Origin of the sequence: Mesorhizobium kowhaii (genome assembly GCF_042431665.1) — a bacterium.
Taxonomy (GTDB): Bacteria; Pseudomonadota; Alphaproteobacteria; order Rhizobiales; family Rhizobiaceae; genus Mesorhizobium; species Mesorhizobium kowhaii.
Map to the genome: position 1 here is coordinate 501718 of NZ_JBHLYT010000006.1, position 21116 is coordinate 522833.

Sequence of the window (21116 nt, forward strand, 5' to 3'; positions counted from 1 at the left end):
CCTAAAGCGCGTCGCGTGAGCGCGACGCGCTTTAGGCCAAAGGCAGGCAAAGCCAAGCGGTTCGCGTTGATGCGCCGTCACGGGAAATTTCAAGAAAACTACGCTTTCCGCTTTTCAGCCTGGCGCCGAAGCCATTCGTCGGCCGCATCGCCCATCGTCTTGCCCGCACCGTCCTTGAGCCAGGCCATGAAAGGCCGGTCGAACCTGAACGCATCGCCGCATACGCTAGTGAAAAAGCGGCGCACGTTCTGGGTGTTGCGATAGGACTTCGTGATCGCGGTGGCGCGCGAAATCGCATCCGCGTGCCAGTCGAACGGTTTCATCATCAAATCCTTGCGGCCAGCATCATCCGATGCAGCGACAGGGCTAACAACTGCGATGCTGGTCCGCAAGCACCCGTGCCAATAACAGAACCTAGAACTTATCCAGGTCCTGATGGCGTGCCTTGATCTCGCGCACCGTCCGCGACGACGAGCGCAGCACGATCGTGTGGGTGGTGATGGTGTTGCGGCCGAACTTGACGCCGGCCAGCATGTTACCGTCGGTGACACCGGTGGCCGCGAACAGCACGTCGCCGCGAGCCATGTCTTCCGTCCGATAGACCCGTTTCGGATCGGAAATACCCATCTTGGCGGCTCGCGCGACCTTTTCCGGCGTGTCGAGGATCAGCCGGCCCTGCATCTGGCCGCCGGTACAGCGCAAGGCGGCCGCGGCCAGCACGCCCTCCGGTGCGCCGCCAGTGCCGAGATAGATGTCGATGCCGGTTTCCTCGGGATCGGTGGTGTGGATGACGCCGGCGACATCGCCATCGCCGATCAGCCGGATCGCAGCGCCCGTGGCGCGCACGGCATCGATCAGCTTGCCGTGGCGCGGCCTGTCGAGGATACAGGCGGTGATGTCCGATATCGCGACGCCCTTGGCGCGGGCGAGGCTGGCGATGTTCTCTGCCGGTGAGGCATCGATGTCGATGACGCCGTCGGCATAGCCCGGGCCGATGGCGATCTTGTCCATGTAGACGTCGGGCGCAAACAGCAGGCTGCCCTTCTCGGCGATCGCGATGACGGCCAGCGCATTGGGCAGGTTCTTGGCGCAGATCGTCGTGCCTTCGAGCGGATCGAGCGCGATATCGACCGCCGGGCCTTTACCCGAGCCGACTTCCTCACCGATGTAGAGCATCGGCGCCTCGTCCCGCTCACCCTCGCCGATCACCACCGTGCCTTTGATGGCGAGCCGGTTGAGCTCCTGCCGCATGGCATCGACGGCGACCTGGTCGGCCGCCTTTTCGTCGCCGCGCCCGCGCAATCTGGCGGCCGCGACGGCGGCCCGTTCGGTGACGCGCACCAACTCCATGGTGAGTATCCTGTCAAGGCCGGCGACAATGTTCTGGGCCACATTCATCTGGCAATTTCCTCGTTGATATGCGGCCTCCCGCCGGAGGCGCGTCTCTTTTGTCAAACGAGCATGACAACGGCAAGACCTGCTGGGAGTTTTATCGAATATCCAGCAATATCAATCGATTAAACCGCATTCTTGAAACGACGCCGGCCCGGTCGCAAAGAACCGGGCCGACTTGAAAAAGTGAAAATCGCGCCTCCGCTGCCTAAAGCGCGTCGCGTTTGAACGGATTCAGGCGACACGCTTTAGGTCTTTGTCTTTATGCATGTCGTTACCCCAAAACCGGGGCCACTTTTGGGCGACATGCATTAGAAAACCGCGAGGTATTTGAGCAGTGAAATAATGCCGATAATGATGACGATGATCTGGGCGATCTGTCTCATCCGGGCATCGAGCGGCAGACGCTGAACCAGATAGAGAACGAGGATGATGACGAGGAACGTGATCAGGATGCCGATCAACATGGATGAAGCCATAGTGCCCTCCTGGAAATGACGTGCTGAAAACAGAGAAATGAGCCGACAGGGCCGGCTCCGTCACGACGCGATCAATACCAGCGGCGCGAGTTGTCGTTCATCGACTGGCCAACGGCGAGGCCGGCCAGAAAGCCGAGCAGACCGATCACGCCGACCACGGCTGTCGTCGTACCGGGATTTTCGCGCGCGACTTCCGACACCGCCTGCGCCTGGCTGCGCAACTGCTGCGCAGTCCGCGAGGCGCGGGTCGCGGCTGTGTCGTAGAAATCCGAAGCCTGCTCGCTGGCGTCGTCGAGCATTTCCGCACCGCGCGCCGAAATGCTCTTGTTGATCTTGGTGATCTCCTTGCGCAGTTCGGCGATCTGCTTTTCCAGCGTCTTCTGGATGTCGTCGATGTTGGGGCTGTCGGACTTGTTGGTATCGGCCATGAAGCGGTTCCTTTGGTTGCTTACCAAGAGAACGGCGCCAAGGCGAATTCGTTCCGGTCGATCGTGGCTGCCCGCCATCAGACCGACGCGCAATACCGGCGGGATTCTTGCCCCGCGCGGCGACCGGAAGGGGAAAGCTACCCTGCCCGCTCGATGCGGATGACCTGCGGCTTGTCGGTCAGATGGCCATCCTTGGTGATGCCGTCGACAGCCTTGCGTACGGCGGCCTCGGTCGTCTCATGGGTGACGAGGATCACCGTCTTTTGCGCCTCCGCCTCGCCGTTGACCGCGTGCTGGACGATCGATTCCAGCGAAATATCGTTATCGGCCATGCGCTTGGCGATTGCCGCAAACACCCCGATACGGTCATGCACGGTCAGCCGGATGAAGTAGCCGCCGGCATGGCTGCGCATCTGCGCCTTCTTGTAAGGCTTCAGCTCCTTCGCCGGCCGGCCGAAGACCGGACCGTGCTGGAAGCCGGGCCGGCTCTTGGCGATATCGGCGATGTCGCCGATGACGGCCGAGGCGGTGGCGTTGCCGCCGGCGCCGGGGCCGGAGAGCAGCAATTCGCCCAATATGTCGGTCTCGATCGCCACCGCATTGGTGACGCCATGCACCTGCGCGATGACCGAGGCGGTTGGCACCATGGTCGGGTGCACGCGCTGCTCGATGCCGCTGTCGGTGCGTTGGGCAACGCCCAGCAGCTTGATCCGGTAGCCGAGGTCGCCGGCCGCGCGGATGTCGGCCTGGGTGATGTTGGAAATGCCTTCCATGTAAATGTCGTTGGCGGCGATTTTTGTGCCGAAGGCAAGGCTGGTCAGGATCGACAGCTTGTGCGCGGTGTCGTGGCCCTCGATGTCGAAGGTCGGATCGGCCTCGGCATAGCCGAGCCGCTGGGCGTCCTTCAGGCAGGCGTCGAACGAGATGCCCTCGGCCTCCATGCGGGTCAGGATGTAGTTGCAGGTGCCGTTGAGAATGCCGAACACGCGGGTGACCGAATTGCCGGCCATCGCCTCGCGCATGGTCTTGATGACGGGAATGCCGCCCGCCACCGCCGCCTCGTAGTTGAGCAGCACGCCGCGCTTCTCGGCGATCTCGGCCAGCGCCACGCCATGCTTGGCCAGCAGCGCCTTGTTGGCGGTCACGACATGACGGCCGGCTTCAAGTGCCGCCTTCACCGACGACCGCGCCGGCCCCTCGTCGCCGCCGATCAGTTCGACGAACACGTCGATATCGGCTGTCTGCGCCATCTTGACCGGATCGTCGAACCACTTTGCCGAGCTGACATCGACGCCGCGATCGCGTTTCTGGTTGCGTGCCGAAACCGCGGTGACGACGATGTCGCGCCCGCATTGCCGGGTCAGTTCCGCCGCCTTGTCGCGCAGCACGCGGGCCACCGACGCGCCGACAGTGCCAAGGCCGGCAATTCCAACACGCAATGCTTCAGCCATAGCCGGCGATGTCCCTCAAGTCAGATCGAAATTGTCTGCGGCAAACTTACCGGTGAGCGGAAAGCGGCACCACATTGTTGGGTTGCTTGGCGCTGGTCGACAGGAAGCGCTTGATGTTGCGCGCCGCCTGCCGGATCCGGTGTTCGTTCTCGACCAGCGCGATGCGCACATGATCGTCGCCATGTTCGCCGAAGCCGACACCGGGCGCCACCGCCACGTCGGCGTGTTCGATGAGCAGCTTGGAGAATTCGAGCGAGCCGAGATGCCGGAACGGCTCCGGGATCGGCGCCCAGGCGAACATCGATGCCGCGGGTGCCGGAATGGTCCAGCCAGCGCGGCCGAAGGCATCGACCATCACGTCGCGGCGCTTGTGGTAGATGTCGCGCACCTCGGCAATGTCGGCGCCGTCGCCGTTGAGCGCGTGTGCTGCCGCCACCTGGATCGGCGTGAAGGCACCGTAATCGAGATAAGATTTCACCCTGGTCAGCGCCGAGATCAGCCGCTCGTTGCCGACGGCAAAGCCCATGCGCCAGCCGGGCATGGAGAAGGTCTTCGACATCGAGGTGAACTCGACACAGACGTCGATGGCGCCCGGCACCTGCAGCACCGAGGGTGGTGGATTGCCGTCGAAATAGATCTCCGAATAGGCAAGGTCGGACAGGATGATGATGTCGTTCTTCTTGGCGAAGGCGACCACGTCCTTGTAGAAATCGAGCGAAGCGACCAGCGCCGTCGGGTTCGACGGATAGTTGAGGATCAGCGCCAGCGGCTTCGGGATCGAGTGACGGACGCCGCGCTCGAGCGCCGGAATGAAGCCGTCGTCCGGCTCGACCTGCAGCGAGCGGATGACGCCGCCCGACATGATGAAGCCGAAAGCGTGGATCGGATAGGTCGGATTGGGGCACAGGATCACGTCGCCGGGGGCGGTAATCGCCTGTGCCATGTTGGCGAAGCCCTCTTTCGAGCCGAGCGTCGCCACCACTTGCGTGTCGGGGTTGAGCTTCACGCTGAAGCGGCGGGCATAGTACGCGGCCTGGGCGCGGCGCAGGCCCGGAATGCCGCGCGACGAGGAATAACGATGCGTACGCGGATCGCGCACGACCTCGCATAGTTTGTCGACAATGGCCTTGGGCGTCGGCAGATCCGGATTGCCCATGCCGAGGTCGATGATGTCGGCGCCGCGCGAGCGGGCGCTGGCCTTGAGCCGGTTGACCTGCTCAAAGACGTAAGGCGGAAGCCGGCGAACCTTGTGAAATTCTTCCATGGCAGTTCCAGACAGCAAAAGGGGGCCAGATATCTAAGGGCTTTGGGCGCGCGCTATATACTTATTTGCAGGTAGGGTCGAGGGCGGGGTCGCATTTGCCCTCGATCTGCTTCAGCGTTTCATCGCCATGCTTTTTTGCAAGCTCCGTGAGCGCAGCCTGGTCGGCCACGTCGGGGGTGCCGTTTTTTGCCGCCTGCGCGCTCTCGTCCGCCTTCAATTGCGCAAGCTTGGCGTTCTTCTCGGCGTCGGTGAACTGCGGCGCCGCCACTTGCGGCTTGATGTTCAGGTTCGGAAAGGTGCCGGTATCCTTCGGACCCGTGCCCGCCGCGACCGACGTCGGGCTGCTGGTGCTCGAGCACCCGGCAATCCCCAGCAGGACGATTGCCGCCCCGATGCGGAAAAAACGTCCGGCACCAAAAAAAACAGTCTCGCCAATGTTAATCGTCATATTGTTTCCTTGGCAGCCGCGGTAGAGCGAGATTGGACCCGGTCGGATGTCCCATGTTAGTATGTCAAGAAAAGGCCTCGGGAGGAACCCCGCGAACCATGTCCAAAACACCCGATTCGGGCAAAGCGGAAGATGACGAGCCTTCGACCGTCGAGCAATATCTGGTGAAGGACCCGGAACGCTTCGCCCTGAACATGGCGCGCATGATCGAGCAAGCCGGCAAAGCGGCTTCCGCATGGGCCGAGCCGCGCGAAAAAGGCGACGTGCGCGATCACGTCGCCGAGCCTGTGGTCGACATGGTGAAGACCTTCTCCAAGCTCAGCGAATACTGGCTTTCCGATCCGCAGCGCGCGCTGGAAGCGCAGACGCGACTGTTCTCCGGCTACATGACGGTCTGGGCCAACGCCATCCAGCGCACCAGCAACGCCGCGGAAGCCACCGAAGATGCCGTGAAGCCGGAGCGCGGCGACAAGCGCTTCCTCGATCCGGAATGGGGCCGCAACGCCTTCTTCGATTTTCTCAAGCAGGCCTATCTCGTCACCTCGCGCTGGGCGGCCGATCTGGTCGAGCACGCCGATGGTCTGGACGAGCACACCCGCCACAAGGCCGGCTTCTACGTCAAGCAGGTGGCCAACGCCATCTCGCCGTCGAATTTCATCCTGACCAATCCGGAACTGTTTCGCGAAACCGTCGCCTCGAACGGCGAGAACCTGGTGCGCGGCATGAAGATGCTGGCCGAGGACATCGCCGCCGGCAAAGGCGACCTGAAGCTGCGCCAGGCCGACTACTCGCCCTTCGAGATCGGCAGGAACATCGCCACCACCCCCGGCAAGGTGGTTGGCCGTAGCGATGTCGCCGAGATCATCCAGTACGATCCCGCTACCGAGACGGTGCTCAAGCGCCCGCTGCTGATCTGCCCGCCATGGATCAACAAGTTCTACATCCTTGACCTCAACCCGCAGAAATCCTTCATCCGCTGGGCGATCGAACAGGGCCACACCGTCTTCGTCATCTCCTGGATCAACCCGGACGAGCGCCACGGCACCAAGGGTTGGGAAGCCTACATCCGCGAGGGCCTGCAATACGGCCTCGACACGGTCGAGAAGGCCACCGGCGAACGGGACGTTAACGCGATCGGCTATTGTGTCGGCGGCACGCTTTTGGCGGCGGCACTGGCGCTGATGGCGCGAGAAGGCGACGACCGCATCAAGTCGGCCACCTTCTTCACCACGCAGGTCGACTTCACCTATGCCGGCGACCTGAAAGTGTTCGTCGACGAAGAGCAGGTCGCGGCGGTGGAAAAGTCGATGAGCGAAAAGGGCTACCTCGACGGCACCAAGATGGCGACCGCCTTCAACATGCTGCGTTCGGGCGACTTGATCTGGCCCTATGTCGTCAACAACTACATGCGCGGCAAGGATCCCCTGCCCTTCGACCTGCTTTACTGGAATGCCGATTCGACCCGCATGGGCGCGGCCAATCACTCTTTCTACCTGCGCAACTGCTACCTCGAGAACAACCTCTCGCAAGGCATGATGGAACTGGCAGGCCACACGGTCTCGCTCGGCGATATCACCATCCCGATCTACAACCTCGCCTCCAAGGAAGATCACATCGCGCCGGCGCTTTCGGTGTTCCTCGGCTCGAAATATTTCGGCGGCAAGGTCGAGTACGTCATGGCGGGATCAGGCCATATCGCCGGGGTCGTCAATCCGCCGGCATCCAACAAATACCAGTACTGGACCGGGGGGACGCCGACGGGCGATTTCGGCCAGTGGATAGCCAGGGCCACCGACCATCCCGGATCCTGGTGGCCCCACTGGCAAAGCTGGATAGAGGCCAGGGACAACACCCGCGTGCCGGCCCGCAAACCCGGCAAGCATATGAAAACCTTGGGCGATGCTCCCGGCACCTATGTGAAAGTGCGTGTGTAACGGACTGTAATGTCTGGTGAGTTGACGGAGCGGTAAAAGCGGGCGAAATGGTGTCGTCAACCATCGAGCAGCCGTAATTCGGCAATCACTGCAAAAATACTTCCAGGCTTGCGGATTTGACGCAGGTCTCGTTTCCGGATCGGAGACAAAGGTCACCTTGGCACCGATATCAGTGCCGCGCCAAGGATATACCGACCGGACATCGAGGGGGAATTTGACTTTGAAATCAGCAGGATGGAGCCTCGCAAAGGGAGAACGCCGCGCCATCGTGGCAGCGCTCTGCTCTTTGCTTCTGGCCTCCTGCACCTCGGCCGGTGACCCGACGATGTCGGTTGGAATGCCCGGCTACAATGCCACTGCATCGGACATAAGCGCTGCCTCGAACGGCAAAACGACCACCGTTACCGATTCGACGCAGACCACGACCGAGCAGACGACCGTGATGACGGCAAGCGATACGGCACTCCCCGAGAAGGTCGCCTATGTGCCGGTGGCCAAGCCGCAGGCGGCCTTTCCGCTGACCACGCCGGCTGGCGCTGAGACGATTGCGGGACAAACCCCGCAGCCCTTGCAGCAGCCGGCACAGACGGCGCAGCAGAACGACGCGGTTGCCCAACAGATTGCCGCCGCCGATGCCGGCGTGAACGCGCCGAAGCCGGCTGCCGCTCCGGCGATGGACAATCCGGTCTATGTGACGGCAGGCGAGATGCCGCAGGTCGACGCACCGAAGAAAAAAGGCTTCCTGGCCTCGATGTTTGGCGCCACGCCCGCCTCGGCTGCGCCTGCGCCGCTTATCAACACCAGATCCGGCGAGCAGCCCGCGGCGCAGGCCAAGCCGGCGCCGGCAGCGGTAAAACCGATCATCACGCTGGCCTCGGCCGATTCCACGATAAAACCGCTGCAGCTGGCCTCAACCGGCGGCGAGACTGGCCACATCACCGGTAGCGATGCGCTGCCCGGCGTGCGCCAGACAGCCCTGTTCGAAATCAAGCGCAAATCCGGCCTCGATGACGAAAGCGACGTCGACCTCAACGAGGACGAGGGTCCAATCGGCGGCTCCTATCAGGTTGCATCCGCCGCCGGCATGGCACGGCTGGCGCCCAACGGCTTGCTCAAGCAGAACGAGAGCGTCGATGTGGCTTGCCTGAAGCCGTCGCTGGTTCGCGTGCTGAAGACGATCGAAGGCCACTACGGCCGCAAGATGACGGTGACCTCAGGCTATCGCGACCCGGCCCGCAACCGTCGCGCCAATGGTGCCAAGAATTCGTTGCACATGTATTGCGCCGCCGCCGACATCCAGGTCCCCGGCGTTTCGAAATGGGAACTGGCGAGTTACATCAGAAGCATGCCCGGCCGCGGCGGCGTCGGCACCTACTGCCACACCGAATCCGTCCACGTCGACGTCGGCCCCGAGCGCGACTGGAACTGGCGCTGCCGCCGACGCAGCGGTGGCGGCGACGGCTAGTCTTCCCCATTCTGCCCCAGATTTGCAGAGCTGCCGCGCAGCATGACTGGCGGCATACCGCAACTGGCCAAACGTGGCGAAATCCCCGATTCAAACGGCTGGAAAAAAGTTGTCCAAGGCGGCAACTGACGGGTTGCCGGTTGCGTGCAACGCCAGTATAAGCCGCTTTCATCTGAGCGCGCCCATCGTCTAGCGGTCAGGACACCGCCCTTTCACGGCGGTAACAGGGGTTCGATTCCCCTTGGGCGTACCAACGATTTCAATACCATAACAACAATTTGAGATTTGCGGTCCCGACAAAAGACCCGAAATGCACTGCTGTGCAGGCCATTTCTCGGGCAAGCCTCGCAATCTCCGACCGAGGGCGCGCTGTGCCAGGCCTTGTCGAGGTGTCGGCGACACCTAGGTCCAATAGACCAATCCCTCTTCTTTGGTCTGATCGACCAATGGGCCGGGCGCCATCCGGGTCTCGATCGCCAAAGCCTGCGGCTGGGTGCGTTGCGAGGTGAGCGACAACGGCGGATTCACGCGCCCCGCGGAGCCGGGTCGGGGTCGCCCCCGGGTTGCGGCTGTTTCATCACGTTCGGCACGGGATTGACGCCGGCCGCCCTTGGCTCGGCCTTCGCGACGCTCGTCGTTTCTGACATTGTCGCGGCCCATGACGATCTCGCCCGCCGTGGCATTGAAGCGAGCGACATGTGGCATGGCGCTCCGGTCCCTCCTGAGGCGCGGATCCCAGGTCCCGACCCCAAACGCACGAGTTACGGGTCTTTCTTCGCCTTCAGTGATCCCGACGGCAATGGGTGGATCGTCCAGGAGGTCACGACGCGGCGTCCCGGCCGAGCCTGACCAGGACGGGAACGGACATCATTCGCAGATCCGGCGTCAGCGCCAGTGAGACGTCGGACACCGGCCAGATTTATCTACCTATATCACCGCGACGACCCAACCCGCCGCGTCGAGGCGACATCCGACCCGCGCCTGCCGAACCTCGATACCGCCTTGTCTTGCATAGTCTATCCGCACCTCAATCGGTGCGGTGAGGGCGCCGCGACGATGCCGGCGCAGGGCACCTGCGCTGGCTACGTGCACACGCACGGCACCAAGTTGCTTCGCAGCCGACATGATCGCCTGACGGCAGACGCGAACCACGGCAGGCGGGGTGCCAGGTATCGCCTTTAACGGCACCTGGAGCCGTAAGGGATAACCTGTGGTGCTCTGCCTGAACGTGTCGCGACCACCTCTGGAAGGCCAGAGGCTGCGTGGCAGGTCGATTGCGTATCGCATGCCCCTGTTCACGACTTTGGCGGCCGTCTTCTTGCCGGCACCGACACTCGCTGGCCCTGTTGTGGTACCCCCCAACGCAGCGCTCGCTCGACCACTTGCCGTACCGCCCGGAGCTGCGCCAGCACCGGCTGATTCGTCTCCCGCACTGGGGCCTGCCGAAAGGCCGCCGCTTACGCCGCCGAGGTTGGCACCGGCTCCAACGTTGGGGCCAAGCGATCCGTTGCTCGTGCCGACCGACCCTCCAACGTTTGCTCCCCCGATTCCGTCGACGCTCGCGCCAACACCGACGGAGGCGCCGTTCGAGCCGACGCCCAGACCGGCGCCGACCCCGATGCCACCGACGTTGCCTCCAAGGCCCGCCGATCCCTTGCTCGTGTCGACCGACCCTCCAACGGTTGCTCCCCCGATTCCGTCGACGCTCGCACCGACACCGACGGAGGCGCCGTTCGAGCCAACGCCGAGACCGGCGCCGACCCCGATACCACCGACTTTGCCTCCAAGGCCCTCACCAAGAGCCGAAGCAGGCCCGATCGCAACTGCGATCGCCAATGCGGCAGCCAGATACTTGCGCATCACCATATTCCTTGTGCTGAGCGCAATGGCGCCCGCGTCGGGAGCAACGCGGCGGGAAGGCTAATCGTCGTCAGCCGAACAGGTTGCGGCGACTTGCGGACCGCAACTTTGCGGATTTCTCGCCCTTCGGGCTCACGGGCTGATCGAGCCCGTTTCCCTGCGAGTGCACTGGTACGTGGGCCTGCGCGATCACCGGCGGATGCTTTGGGAGCGGGCTCGATGCGCTGATCGCGAGGCGCATCGCGAGCTTTCAGGATGTCGGTTTCGTTGCGCGCCGCAGCGAGGTCGCGGGCCAGGCCAACGGCCGTTTCGCGCTGTTGCTCCAATGCAGCAGAGAGCCGGGCGACTTCGTCTTTTGCCGCGTCGCGATCATGGCGAGATGCATCGAGATCGCGCTCGAGAGCATCTGCTCTCCCGCGTTCCAATGCGAGCGCTTCGCCGGCTCGCTTTGCAGCGGCCTCGGCAACCTGGCGGTCCTGAATGCCGGCCACTTGTGCAGCCGCAGCCAGTTTTCCGCTTGCCTCCAGAGCATCGAGAGATTGGTGTGCCGCGGCAAGATCGCGTTCGAAGCGCTCAATCTTCTGCCGCTCCTGCTCAAGCGCGCGCCTCGCTCCAGACAGGGAAGCCTCCGCAGCCTGGTGCGCTCCGAGTGCGGCGGCCTTTTCGCGGATCGCGAGAGCGGCCTTGGCTTGCAAGCTTTCGACTTCGCGCTGCGCCATCGCCAGATCCTGCGCGAGCCGTTCGGCTCTTTGCTTCTGCTCTTCAAGGGCTTGTCCTTGAAGAGTCGTCGCCTCTGCAATCGCACGCGCCCGCACGCCTGCGTCGGCTGTGACGCGCCGCATCTCATCAAGTTCTTCTCGCGCCACTTCCAGCTCGCTGCGAAGAACTCGCTCAACCTTGTCTGCGGACTGACGATCTGCAGACGCTTGCTGGCGAGCCGCCTCAAGCTCCTTGCGAACGGCCGATAGTTCATGCAGTGACGCATCCGTCTTGGATCGTTCCCGTTCTAGCCCGGTCGCGGCAGCCTCCACCAATGTGCGAGAACCGTTCACGTCTGGTGGCGCCCCAGGCGGGTGTCCCTCGACTTTGGCGCCGCCCGAAGACGCTGCCGATTGCCTGCGCTGGACGGTCGTGACAGGACGCACGTCGAAGCCACTTCTGGCCTGTAAGCGATCGGTAATCAGCTTTGCCAATTCACTCTCACGCAGACCCGCGGCCGGAACGTGCCCAATGACCGGAAGATCTAGCGTCCCGGCTGTACCGATCGTAAAAGCACCGGTGAGCTCCGCGCCCTCAGTAACGCCGCCGCGCAAGGCATCCCACCCCGAGACCTTTAGCTCGACAATGTCTTGAGGGACGAGCCTGTCGTCAGTCTCCGATTGACCCCTTGCTGGGGCACCAAATAACAGGATGAGACAGAACGGGATGAGGCTTATCGTGGCGCAGCGTGACCTCTTACGGGTGTCATGGAACAAGGCTGCCATGGTTGAGAAAGGTCGGTTGCCATCAGGGAATGCAGGGCTGTGGCAATCCGCCTTGGATCTCTGGACATGATCCATGACTGGACCTCCATGACTCACTGACCACGCGCAGCACAAAGCTCACGGCGTGAGCCTAACAAAATCGATCAGCAGTAGTGAGTACCAAATAGAGCGTAAGCTGCATCGCCCAATTGAGTAAGCGGCGCGTCCGTACCAGGTTCGACAGCCAACTGCTCTGCGATTCGACCTTCCTTATCGCGTTCAACGGCAGCTGCATTTCGCCAAAAACACCAGAGATAGCCCCCTTTATTCGCTCGTCACGGTTTCTGGCGGCCGATACCGCGCGATCGGCGGCGGCGTCCCGCTCACCGACGCAGGTGAGGCGTCGCCAGCGTCGGCGTAGGCGGAGGCGCGGTCCGAGGAGGATGTTGCCATCATTGAAGCGGCGCTGAGATGGATCGCGCGAAACCCCCGAATGGACTCGGCTGCTGCGCGGATCGCTCCTGTGGGGTTACCCGGAATACGCACGCTGTGTCTCCGCTTCAAAAGAACGCCGCTCGTGCGCGAACTGGCTGTGCCGGTAATTGCTGCTGGTGGGATCATGGACGGCGCCTCTATCGCGGCCGTGCTCCGGTTGGGAGCTAGCGCTGCACAGCTAGGCACGGCGTTCGTGCTCACTGACGAATCCGCCGCGGATCAAGGGTATCGCGATGCTTTGCAAAGTGAAGCCGCCAACCATACGGTCATGACGCGTGCAATTTCCGGGCGTCCAGCGCGCTGTCTCACAAACCGTTTCACGGATCGGCGCGGGCGTAGCCCCCCCCGAGTACCCCATCGCATACGACGCGGGAAAATCACTGAACGCTGCGGCAAAGCTGGTCGGCGACTTCGGCTACGGCGCTCAATGGGCCGGTCAGGGGGCGCCTCTGGCGCGTTCGCAATCAACCGGAAAACTGACGCCGAATTGATTGCCGACCTGTCGAGCTAGCCAGCAGAGCGTCGCCATTTCTCGCGCGGCGCGTCATTGAGTTGCGGCCTGTCAAAACGGAAGTCGGGCATTCTCCTTGACCTCTTTCATGACAAAGAAAGTCCGGGTTTGCCGAACGCCCGGTAATGCGATCAGCTTCTGCCCATGAAGCTTGTTGAAATCGGCCATGTCGCGAACTCTTATCTTCAACAGATAGTCGAAGTCGCCCGCCACGAGATTGCAATCCAAGACCTCTTTGAGCTTGTGCACGGCCTCCTCGAAAGCGGCGAAGCTTTCGGGTGTCGAGCGGTCGAGCACGACGCCGACCATCACCAGCGCGCCAAGTCCCACCGCCGCGGGCGCGATCTCCGCCCGAACCCCGGTGATGTAGCCCTCATCGAACAGGCGTTGCGTGCGCCGATGGCAGGTGGCGGCGCTAACATTCACGCGGGTCGCCAGGTCCGCATTGGTCAGCCGTCCCTCGTCCTGCAGGGCGCGCAGGATTTTTATGTCGATACGATCGAGAGCTTGAGTGGAAGATTCTTCCATTTATATGAGCCTCTTCGGATGATAAGACCATAGATATCATGAAATGATGCAGCATGTGAGGATTTTAGAGGCAAATTCGAGAGCACCTTTCGCATGATTTCGCCTATTCTCGGTTCATCGAAAACGACCACGGCGGAGACAGATCGGTGTCACTTCTCGGAAATTTCGAACGTTATCCGCTGACATTCGGCCCGACGCCAATCGAGCATCTGCCGCGGCTGAGCGCGGCACTGGACGGAAAAGTACAAGTCTACGCCAAGCGCGACGATTGCAATTCCGGGCTCGCAATGGGCGGAAACAAACTGCGAAAGCTGGAATACATTGTGCCGGACGCAATCGCATCCGGCGCCGACACGCTGGTGTCGATTGGCGGCGTCCAGTCGAACCACACGCGCATGGTCGCCGCGACGGCCGCCAAGATCGGCATGAAATGCGTGGTGATCCAGGAGAAGTGGGTGCCCCACTATGATGCGGTCTACGATCGAGTCGGAAACATCCTGATGACGCGCCTGATGGGTGCGGACTGCCGGCTCGTCGACGACGGCTTCGACATCGGCATCCGCAAGAGCTGGGAGGACGCGATCCAGTCGGTGAAGGACGCAGGCGGCAAACCCTATCCGATCCCGGCCGGCGCCTCGGTGCATAAGTTCGGCGGGCTGGGCTATGTCGGCTTCGCCGAGGAGGTCGCCAGGCAGGAGGCCGAACTCGGCTTCGCCTTCGACTACATCATTGTGTGCGTCGTGACCGGTTCGACGCAGGCCGGCATGATCGTTGGCTTTTCCGCACAAGACCGTGCCGACCGGGTGATTGGCATCGACGCCTCCGGGACACCAGACCAGACCCGCGCGCAGGTCCGCCGCATCGTCGACGACACCGCCGCCCTCGTCGGGCTGGGCCGCGCTGTGCGCGACGACGAAATCGTGATCAATCCCGACTATGCCTATCCGGCCTATGGCGTTCCTTCGGATGCCACGAACGACGCGATCCGGCTGGCTGCCCGCACGGAAGCCATGATCACTGATCCTGTGTACGAGGGAAAGTCGATGCAGGGCCTGATCGATCTGACCAGGAAAGGCTTCTTCCCCGAGGGCGCCAGAGTTCTCTACGCCCATCTCGGCGGCGCCCCGGCCATCAACGGCTACAGCTATTACTACAAGGACGACGGCGCCAGCCTTCCGAACCGGCCGAAACCAGCAGTGGTCCCAGTGGGTGAACCTCGCATCCGGGAGAGCCCGCAGCACGACGCGCTACCGCCGCTTTTTCCATAATCCGGCTTCCGTTCAGGCGATCCACGCAACCGTGTGTCGCCGCCCGCGAGGGCTTTGGCCCGTCCAGAGGTGATGGACGGCTGAGGCCACGCGAATCCAGGCGGCCGCCATGGTCATCGCAGCGGAATCCACAGGGGACCCTTCCAGGCCTTCAGCTCCTCGAGGAATACCTGCAGCTTCGCCGGCAGAAATCGGCGTGTCGGATAGACGGCATGCACGAAGATTTCCGGCGACGACCAGTCAGGCAGAAGCCGGACGAGTTCGCCACTCGCGATCTGAGCATCGCAATAGGTCGATGGCAGCAGGCCGATGCCGTGGCCCCGATAGGTGAAAGCGCTCACCGCCTGGAAATCTCTCGCCGCTACCGGCCCAGTAACGTGGAGCTTGATGGATTTCTTGCCGCTGACCAGATGCCATTCCACCTCGTTGTTGCGCGCTTGCAAGAGGACGCATTGATGCTGGCGCAGGTCCTCGGGCCGCGATGGGGCAAGCCGACCGTGCAGATACTCCGGCGCGGCGACGACATAGCGCACGCTCTTTCCGATGCGCTGGGCAATCAGGCTCGAATCCCGCAATTCGCCAAAGCGGATGGCGACGTCGACATTCTCGGCTATCAGATCCAGGAACAGGTTGGTGATGAACAGGTCGGCCTGGATGCGCGGATAGGTCTTCAGAAACGAGGACAGGAATTCAAAGAACGCTTCCTGGCCAAGGATGACCGGCGCGGAGATCCGCAGAAGGCCCTCCGGCTTCTTCTGGGTCTGGGCAAGCACCCGTTCCGCGTCGAAGAGATCGCTCAACGGCTCGCTGCATTGATTGTAGTAGGCACGGCCCTGCGCCGTCAGGCTGAGCTTGCGTGTTGTCCGCTGCAGCAGGGTCACGCCGAGCCGTTCCTCCAGCGCCGTCACCTTGCGACTGACGGTAGAGACGGGCATGCCGAGTGCGTGCGCGGCGCGGCTGAAGCTCTCGAACTGCGCAACCCGTACGAAGACGGCGATATCGTTTAGATCGGCCATGTCGGACTTTTGCATGGGTGCAAAAGACATTCCAGATATTTCCGCCTAATCGAGAAATCTTGGCTGCGCCATATAGGCCTCACAAGGGCAATCCAGCCCATGGAGCGATCAATATGACCGACAAGATCGTCATCATCGGCGGCGATTCCAGCGGGACCGGCGAAGCCACGGCGAGTCTGGTCGCCTAGGGGTCTACCGCTATCATGAAGACGCTCAAGCCACAGACAGACGAAACGGCCCCGGAAGGTTCGAAAGAAAACCTCCGGGCGATCCGCGAACGGTTCGGCTTCGTGCCGAACCTCATGGCGACGTTCGCCAATTCTCCGGCGATGCTGAACGGCTACCTGGCCCTCGACACCGCCTGGGAGAAATCGTCATTCAGCGCCCAGGAGCGGGAGATGATCCTGCTGACGGCGTCGGTGGCGAACAGATGCCTCTACTGTGTCGCCGTGCATGCGACGGCGCTGAAGGCATTGCATCTCGAGGCGGCGGCCATTGACGCGATCCGCAACCGGTCACTGCTGGCAGATCCGAAACAGGACGCGCTGGTGACGGTTACTCGAGAGCTCGCCAGCGATCACGGCTACGTCTCGGAGGCCGCGAAGAAGGCCTTCTTCGACGCCGGCTACGACATCGTGGCCTTGATGGAGATCCTGGCCGGCATCGCGCTGAAGACGATGAGCAACTACCTCGACCACTTGAACCCGATCTCGATCGACCCGGCCTTCGAGGCCGAAACGCAGCAAGTGACGCTGCCCTATCATTGGAGATGAAAATGCAGACGCAGAAAACGGCCGTCATCACCGGCGCCTCTCAAGGCATCGGTGCCGGCCTCACCAACAGCTTTCTCGAAAGGGGCTACAACGTCGTCGCGACCTCGCGGCAGGTCAGCCAGTCGGCGGAGCTCAACGCATCCGACCGCCTGGCCCGCGTCGATGGCGACATCGCCGACCCGGAGACGGCCAAGGCCGTCGTCGAAACCGCGCTTGCGCGGTTCGGCTCGATTGACGCCCTGGTCAACAATGCCGGGATCTTCTTCACCAAGCCCTTCATCGACTACACGATCGAAGATTACCGCCGCCTCGCGGCAACGAATCTCGAAGGGTTTCTGCACCTCACACAGCGCGTCGTGCGGCAGATGCTGGCGCAGAAGCGCGGTGGCAGCATCGTCAGCATCACCACACCCATGGTGGATCGCCCGATCGCCGGCGTGAACGCCTCGGTCGCCATGCTGACCAAGGGCGGCATCGAAGCGATGTCGAAGAACATCGCCATGGAATATGCGAGGCAGCAGATCCGCGCCAACACGGTCGCCCCCGGCGTTGTCGACACGCCGCTGCACAAGGACAACCCGAAGGACTTTCTGAAGACGCTCTCGCCGATGCATAGCATCTCCAGTGTTCAGGAAATTGTAGATGCGGTCCTGTTCCTGACAGAGGCGCCGCGCATTACCGGAGAGGTGCTGAACGTCGATGGCGGCGCACATCTGGGAAGATGGTGACCGCGATGAGCACGCAAGCCAGCGCGGAACAGCGCCTGAGCGATCTCGGCATCGCGCTTCCCCCGCCGCCCACCCCCTTCGGCGCCTATGTCGAGACCGTGAAGATCGGCAATCTGCTCTATCTGAGCGGTATGCTGCCGGTCGTTGGACGCGAGCCGCAATATGTCGGACGCGTCGGCGGCGCGCTGTCGGCGGAGGACGGGCGAAAGGCGGCGGAGATTGCTTGCCTCAACGCCTTGTCCGCCGCCAAGGCGCATCTCGGCTCGCTGGACAAGATAACCGGCGTGGCGAAGCTCGGCGTCTACATTGCGACGGAAGGCGACTTCCGGGACCATCCCAAAGTCGCCGACGGAGCGTCCGAGCTGCTCGTCAAGGTCTTTGGCACCGGGATGCTCTCGGGCCGCGTCGTTCTCGGCGTCGCCAGCCTGCCCCTCGGCCTGCCGATCGAAGTCGAGTTCGTTTTTGAAGTCGCCGCCTAGGACACATGGAGGTCACGATGAAATACCGACGCGCGTTGCGGGGCATTTTGACCGAAAAATCTTGCGGCGAGCCTTCCCGACATGTCGGTGACGGCGGGGTGTGGCGGCTGCATTGGCAATGAGAGAGAAGCCGCCGTCCATCTCGAACGAAACACCTGTTGTGTTCGTCGTTGATGATGATGTCTCTATCCGCGAATCGCTGGAGTTGCTGATCAGGCACGCCGGCTGGCAACCGGAGACATTCAAATCCGCTCGGGAGTTCCTCTCTCGCTCCCGAGCGCTTGTCCCCAACTGCCTGATCCTGGACGTCCATCTTCCCGACCTGAACGGGCTCGACCTGCAGAGGCTGGTCTCCGTCGACCGCGCCGATATGCCTATCATCTTCGTGACCGGCTACGGAAACGTGCCAATGACGGTCAAGGCAATGAAGGCCGGCGCGGTCGAGTTCCTGATGAAGCCCTTCAGCGAAGACGTTCTGCTCACCGCAGTCGAGCATGCGCTGGAACTGAGCAGGGCTGCGTTTGCATTGGACCTCGAAGTTCGCACGTTGCGGGACCGTCACAAGACGCTCAGCCGACGCGAGCGAGAGGTCATGGTCTTGGTCGCTTCAGGGCTGTTGAACAAGCAGATCGCCTTCGAGCTCGGCATCAGCGAGGTCACCGTGAAGGCGCACCGGGGCCAGGTGATGCGAAAGATGGATGCACGCTCACTCCCCGACCTGGTGAACATCGCGGCGAGACTGGGGATAACGCCATCTCACGGCGAAACAAACAGCTTTCGCGACCAGCGCGTCATCGGATGACCTCGGTAAGGCGAACCGGGCTCGTGCCCGGTTCGCCACGCAGATTCAGGAAACGCCAACGTCAAGGATCGCCGGGACAAAGGCCTGAGGAGCTTCCTGCGGCAAGTTGTGACCGATCCCTCCGGTGATGAGGCGGTGCGAATATTTGCCCGAGAACTTCTTGGCGTAAGCGCTAGCTTCCGGATGCGGAGCGCCGTTTGCATCACCCTCGAGGGTGATTGTCGGAACGCCGATGACCGGCGCAGCGGCGAGTTGCTCTTCCAGCCGGTCATATTTTGCCTCGCCCTCCGTGAGGCCGAGCTTCCAGCGGTAATTGTGGACCACGATCGCGACATGGTCCGGATTGTCGAAGGCCGCCGCGCTTCGCTCGAAGGTGGCATCGTCGAACTTCCACTGCGGCGATGCGAGCTGCCAAATCAGCTTGGTAAAGTCACGCCTGTACTTTTCGTAGCCGGCGCTTCCGCGTTCCGTGGCGAGGTAAAACTGATACCACCATTGCAGCTCAGCCTTCGGCGGCAACGGCACCTTGCCGGCCTTCTGGTTGCCGATCAGATAGCCGCTGACGGCTACCAACGCTTTGCACCGCTCGGGCCAGAGTGCGGCAACGATGTCGGCGGTTCTCGCGCCCCAATCAAAGCCGGCTAGAATTGGCTTGTCGATCTTGAGAGCATCCATCAGGGCGACCAGATCGACCGCCAGTGCCGACGGCTGGCCGTTGCGAACAGTTTCGTTCGACTGAAATCGCGTTGTGCCATAGCCGCGCAGATATGGAATGATGACGCGATAGCCTGCCGAGACCAACATGGGGGTGACATCGACAAAGCTGTGGATGTCATAGGGCCAGCCATGCAGGAGAAAGACCGCGGGGTCACTCTCGGCGCCAGCCTCGACATATCCAATATTGAGGATCTCGGTATCGATCTGCTTCAGCGGTCCAAAGGACACGTTTGTTCCAGGTTTGATTGCGGGCGTTGCTGTTTTCTCTTCAGCAATCGCAGAATCCGTCAAACCGAATTGGGCGGCAGCAAGGGCGATCGCGGCGGCGGAAACAAAGCGGCGGCGGTGCTGGTCGACTTCGTCCAAGGCGTCCATTGGAAACTCCTCCTTCGATGGCAGCGAACGTCAATCATTGGGAGTCCTACCGATTTACTCGCATGCGGCCCCGATGATCCGGATTTCCCGCGTGACAAGCTATTGCACGAAGGTATCGCTCAGGTTGGCATCGGTTCGCCACGCGGTCTTCATCTCGCAGCCGACCGCGGTCGCTCGTGTGATCGAGGATGCCGCGAAGTAGACCAATAGAACGACAAACATTCAACGGGCCATCCGCTTCGTCTACGAACGCACATACTTTGCTGTTTACCAACTAGCGAAGTATGTGCGCATGGTCCAGCTTGGTCGATGCGCCGCCACCGTTGTCAACGAACGCGATGAAGCCCGAAGCCGACGCCATGAAGCCCGCCACGGATACCAACTGAAACGGACCCTGTGGCCCGTATCAGGTCCCGGCTTGAAGCCGGGATGGGTTTCGGGCGCCAGCGTGACGCTCCGCCGATCCCGGCGCGTCACAAGCCCGTAGCCAGGCGCAGGTCAATCCGCACCAATCAGCCCTGCATCATGGAGTGCAAGATGGCCTGCATGTGCTCTTCCAAGTCGAGTTCGCCCCGTGCCTCAACAGTCAACAAGTACTCGGCCTTGGCCCGGCGGTCGCCTCGGCTGATCGCAGGACAGGAACAGATGGCGAGCAGTGCTTTCTCTTCAATCCGGTCTGCCCGCTGGCGGTCGTGCCAGCTGCTGCCCGGTTGATGAACAACCCGATAGAGCGCGGCATAGGCGGTCTCATGGGTTGCGATCAGCGCCTGCAATTCGTGTGAGGTACCCTCCCCTTCAGCAAACGTCGGTTTAACGACAGACGCAACGGCGGTGAAAGCAAGTAGCGTACGGCGGGTGACTCCAGGCATGCTCGTTATCCTTGCCGTCTGATGAGTTCCGGCACACGATAGCACCAGCGCAACGGTTCGCAGAGGTGCTCTGCAGCGCGATCACATTGTCTGCTGACAAAACGGTTCCGCTCCAGAAGCTGATCCTCTGCCTATGCTCGCCGATTAAGCCCGCCTGAAAACTTGCCTGGTGTGGCGTCCCACAAGCCACCCTACCCTGCTGCCGACGGACCCCGGCGGGTGGGTATCGGCCAACCGGCCACCTGGCTGGGCAGAGATATCTGCTTCGGGCCGGAGAACGAACCCGCTGCGCGGGAGGGCGCCTGCGGTTGAGGTAGAGATCAAGAACCGGTCGTTGCGCCTGCATTGAGCGGGGTTCGGCAGCGGCAGAG

23 protein-coding genes and 1 tRNA gene are annotated in these 21116 nt (G+C 62.3%); 10 read left to right on the forward strand and 14 right to left on the reverse strand.

Annotated elements, in window-relative coordinates; genetic code table 11:
- Positions 1-98: 98 nt before the first annotated feature.
- The 7 genes from ACFFNA_RS08310 to ACFFNA_RS08340 form a co-directional block, all read right to left on the reverse strand.
- Positions 99-323 (reverse strand): DUF6434 domain-containing protein, encoded by a 225-nt coding sequence (locus ACFFNA_RS08310; protein ID WP_111546336.1) that lies wholly within the window; start codon positions 321-323, stop codon positions 99-101.
- A gap of 91 nt (positions 324-414) precedes the next feature.
- Positions 415-1398 carry a class II fructose-bisphosphatase gene (gene glpX / locus ACFFNA_RS08315; protein ID WP_378917290.1) on the reverse strand — a complete coding sequence of 328 codons (984 nt, stop codon included), beginning with the start codon at positions 1396-1398 and terminating at the stop codon, positions 415-417.
- Positions 1399-1703: 305 nt separating this feature from the next.
- On the reverse strand, positions 1704-1871 hold the full coding sequence (locus ACFFNA_RS08320; RefSeq protein ID WP_258593979.1) for a Thivi_2564 family membrane protein: 168 nt from the start codon (positions 1869-1871) through the stop codon (positions 1704-1706).
- 71 nt (positions 1872-1942) lie between these two features.
- Positions 1943-2299 carry a hypothetical protein gene (locus ACFFNA_RS08325; RefSeq protein ID WP_378917292.1) on the reverse strand — a complete coding sequence of 119 codons (357 nt, stop codon included), beginning with the start codon at positions 2297-2299 and terminating at the stop codon, positions 1943-1945.
- A gap of 137 nt (positions 2300-2436) precedes the next feature.
- On the reverse strand, positions 2437-3750 hold the full coding sequence (locus ACFFNA_RS08330) for a homoserine dehydrogenase (protein ID WP_378917294.1): 1314 nt from the start codon (positions 3748-3750) through the stop codon (positions 2437-2439).
- Positions 3751-3796: 46 nt separating this feature from the next.
- Entirely contained in the window at positions 3797-5014 is a 1218-nt protein-coding gene (locus tag ACFFNA_RS08335) for an LL-diaminopimelate aminotransferase (protein WP_111546333.1), read from the reverse strand.
- Between the two features lie 61 nt (positions 5015-5075).
- Positions 5076-5462 carry a hypothetical protein gene (locus ACFFNA_RS08340; protein ID WP_111546332.1) on the reverse strand — a complete coding sequence of 129 codons (387 nt, stop codon included), beginning with the start codon at positions 5460-5462 and terminating at the stop codon, positions 5076-5078.
- Between the two features lie 98 nt (positions 5463-5560).
- Here ACFFNA_RS08340 and phaC point away from each other — a divergent pair, with 98 nt between their 5' ends.
- The 3 genes from phaC to ACFFNA_RS08355 all read left to right on the forward strand — a co-directional run bounded on the left by phaC (position 5561) and on the right by ACFFNA_RS08355 (position 9114).
- Positions 5561-7396, forward strand: coding sequence for a class I poly(R)-hydroxyalkanoic acid synthase (phaC, locus tag ACFFNA_RS08345; RefSeq protein ID WP_378917296.1), 1836 nt, complete (start codon positions 5561-5563; stop codon positions 7394-7396).
- Between the two features lie 214 nt (positions 7397-7610).
- Complete coding sequence (locus ACFFNA_RS08350) at positions 7611-8861, forward strand: YcbK family protein (protein ID WP_378917298.1); 1251 nt, start codon at positions 7611-7613, stop codon at positions 8859-8861.
- 178 nt (positions 8862-9039) lie between these two features.
- Positions 9040-9114: transfer RNA gene (locus ACFFNA_RS08355), tRNA-Glu, on the forward strand.
- Positions 9115-9263: 149 nt separating this feature from the next.
- Here ACFFNA_RS08355 and ACFFNA_RS08360 read toward each other — a convergent pair.
- The 3 genes from ACFFNA_RS08360 to ACFFNA_RS08370 all read right to left on the reverse strand — a co-directional run bounded on the left by ACFFNA_RS08360 (position 9264) and on the right by ACFFNA_RS08370 (position 12280).
- Positions 9264-9566, reverse strand: coding sequence for a hypothetical protein (locus ACFFNA_RS08360; protein ID WP_378917300.1), 303 nt, complete (start codon positions 9564-9566; stop codon positions 9264-9266).
- A 222-nt stretch (positions 9567-9788) separates the two neighbouring features.
- A complete protein-coding gene (locus tag ACFFNA_RS08365; RefSeq protein WP_378917302.1) occupies positions 9789-10721 on the reverse strand; it encodes a helicase in 933 nt (310 codons plus the stop codon).
- On the reverse strand, positions 10721-12280 hold the full coding sequence (locus ACFFNA_RS08370; protein ID WP_378917304.1) for a polysaccharide biosynthesis/export family protein: 1560 nt from the start codon (positions 12278-12280) through the stop codon (positions 10721-10723). The genes ACFFNA_RS08365 and ACFFNA_RS08370 overlap by 1 nt, the downstream gene beginning before the upstream one ends.
- A 523-nt stretch (positions 12281-12803) precedes the next feature.
- Between ACFFNA_RS08370 and ACFFNA_RS08375 the strand changes: the two genes are divergently transcribed.
- Positions 12804-13190 carry a nitronate monooxygenase gene (locus tag ACFFNA_RS08375; RefSeq protein ID WP_378917342.1) on the forward strand — a complete coding sequence of 129 codons (387 nt, stop codon included), beginning with the start codon at positions 12804-12806 and terminating at the stop codon, positions 13188-13190.
- A gap of 51 nt (positions 13191-13241) precedes the next feature.
- Here the strand turns inward: ACFFNA_RS08375 and ACFFNA_RS08380 are convergent, their stop codons facing one another.
- Entirely contained in the window at positions 13242-13718 is a 477-nt protein-coding gene (locus tag ACFFNA_RS08380) for an Lrp/AsnC family transcriptional regulator (protein WP_111546272.1), read from the reverse strand.
- A gap of 146 nt (positions 13719-13864) precedes the next feature.
- Here ACFFNA_RS08380 and ACFFNA_RS08385 point away from each other — a divergent pair, with 146 nt between their 5' ends.
- Positions 13865-14986: a 1-aminocyclopropane-1-carboxylate deaminase gene (locus ACFFNA_RS08385; protein ID WP_378917306.1), complete on the forward strand. Its 1122-nt coding sequence runs from the start codon at positions 13865-13867 to the stop codon at positions 14984-14986.
- A 113-nt stretch (positions 14987-15099) separates the two neighbouring features.
- Here ACFFNA_RS08385 and ACFFNA_RS08390 read toward each other — a convergent pair whose 3' ends face one another.
- Complete coding sequence (locus tag ACFFNA_RS08390) at positions 15100-16002, reverse strand: LysR family transcriptional regulator (protein ID WP_378917344.1); 903 nt, start codon at positions 16000-16002, stop codon at positions 15100-15102.
- 59 nt (positions 16003-16061) lie between these two features.
- On the opposite strand from ACFFNA_RS08390, the gene ACFFNA_RS08395 reads away from it, so the two are divergent.
- The 5 genes from ACFFNA_RS08395 to ACFFNA_RS08415 all read left to right on the forward strand — a co-directional run bounded on the left by ACFFNA_RS08395 (position 16062) and on the right by ACFFNA_RS08415 (position 18784).
- Entirely contained in the window at positions 16062-16190 is a 129-nt protein-coding gene (locus ACFFNA_RS08395; protein WP_378917308.1) for a hypothetical protein, read from the forward strand.
- Positions 16191-16205: 15 nt separating this feature from the next.
- On the forward strand, positions 16206-16775 hold the full coding sequence (locus tag ACFFNA_RS08400) for a carboxymuconolactone decarboxylase family protein (RefSeq protein WP_378917310.1): 570 nt from the start codon (positions 16206-16208) through the stop codon (positions 16773-16775).
- A gap of 2 nt (positions 16776-16777) precedes the next feature.
- Positions 16778-17503 carry an SDR family NAD(P)-dependent oxidoreductase gene (locus tag ACFFNA_RS08405; RefSeq protein WP_378917312.1) on the forward strand — a complete coding sequence of 242 codons (726 nt, stop codon included), beginning with the start codon at positions 16778-16780 and terminating at the stop codon, positions 17501-17503.
- Positions 17497-17982 (forward strand): RidA family protein, encoded by a 486-nt coding sequence (locus ACFFNA_RS08410; protein WP_378917314.1) that lies wholly within the window; start codon positions 17497-17499, stop codon positions 17980-17982. Before ACFFNA_RS08405 ends, ACFFNA_RS08410 begins: the two co-directional genes overlap by 7 nt.
- 118 nt (positions 17983-18100) lie before the next feature.
- Positions 18101-18784: a response regulator transcription factor gene (locus ACFFNA_RS08415; RefSeq protein ID WP_378917346.1), complete on the forward strand. Its 684-nt coding sequence runs from the start codon at positions 18101-18103 to the stop codon at positions 18782-18784.
- 45 nt (positions 18785-18829) lie between these two features.
- Here the strand turns inward: ACFFNA_RS08415 and ACFFNA_RS08420 are convergent, their stop codons facing one another.
- Positions 18830-19876 carry an alpha/beta fold hydrolase gene (locus ACFFNA_RS08420; RefSeq protein ID WP_378917316.1) on the reverse strand — a complete coding sequence of 349 codons (1047 nt, stop codon included), beginning with the start codon at positions 19874-19876 and terminating at the stop codon, positions 18830-18832.
- A 512-nt stretch (positions 19877-20388) separates the two neighbouring features.
- The gene (locus ACFFNA_RS08425) at positions 20389-20745 is read right to left on the reverse strand and encodes a hypothetical protein (RefSeq protein WP_378917318.1); all 357 of its coding nucleotides are present in this window, start codon (positions 20743-20745) and stop codon (positions 20389-20391) included.
- Between the last annotated feature and the right edge of the window lie 371 nt (positions 20746-21116).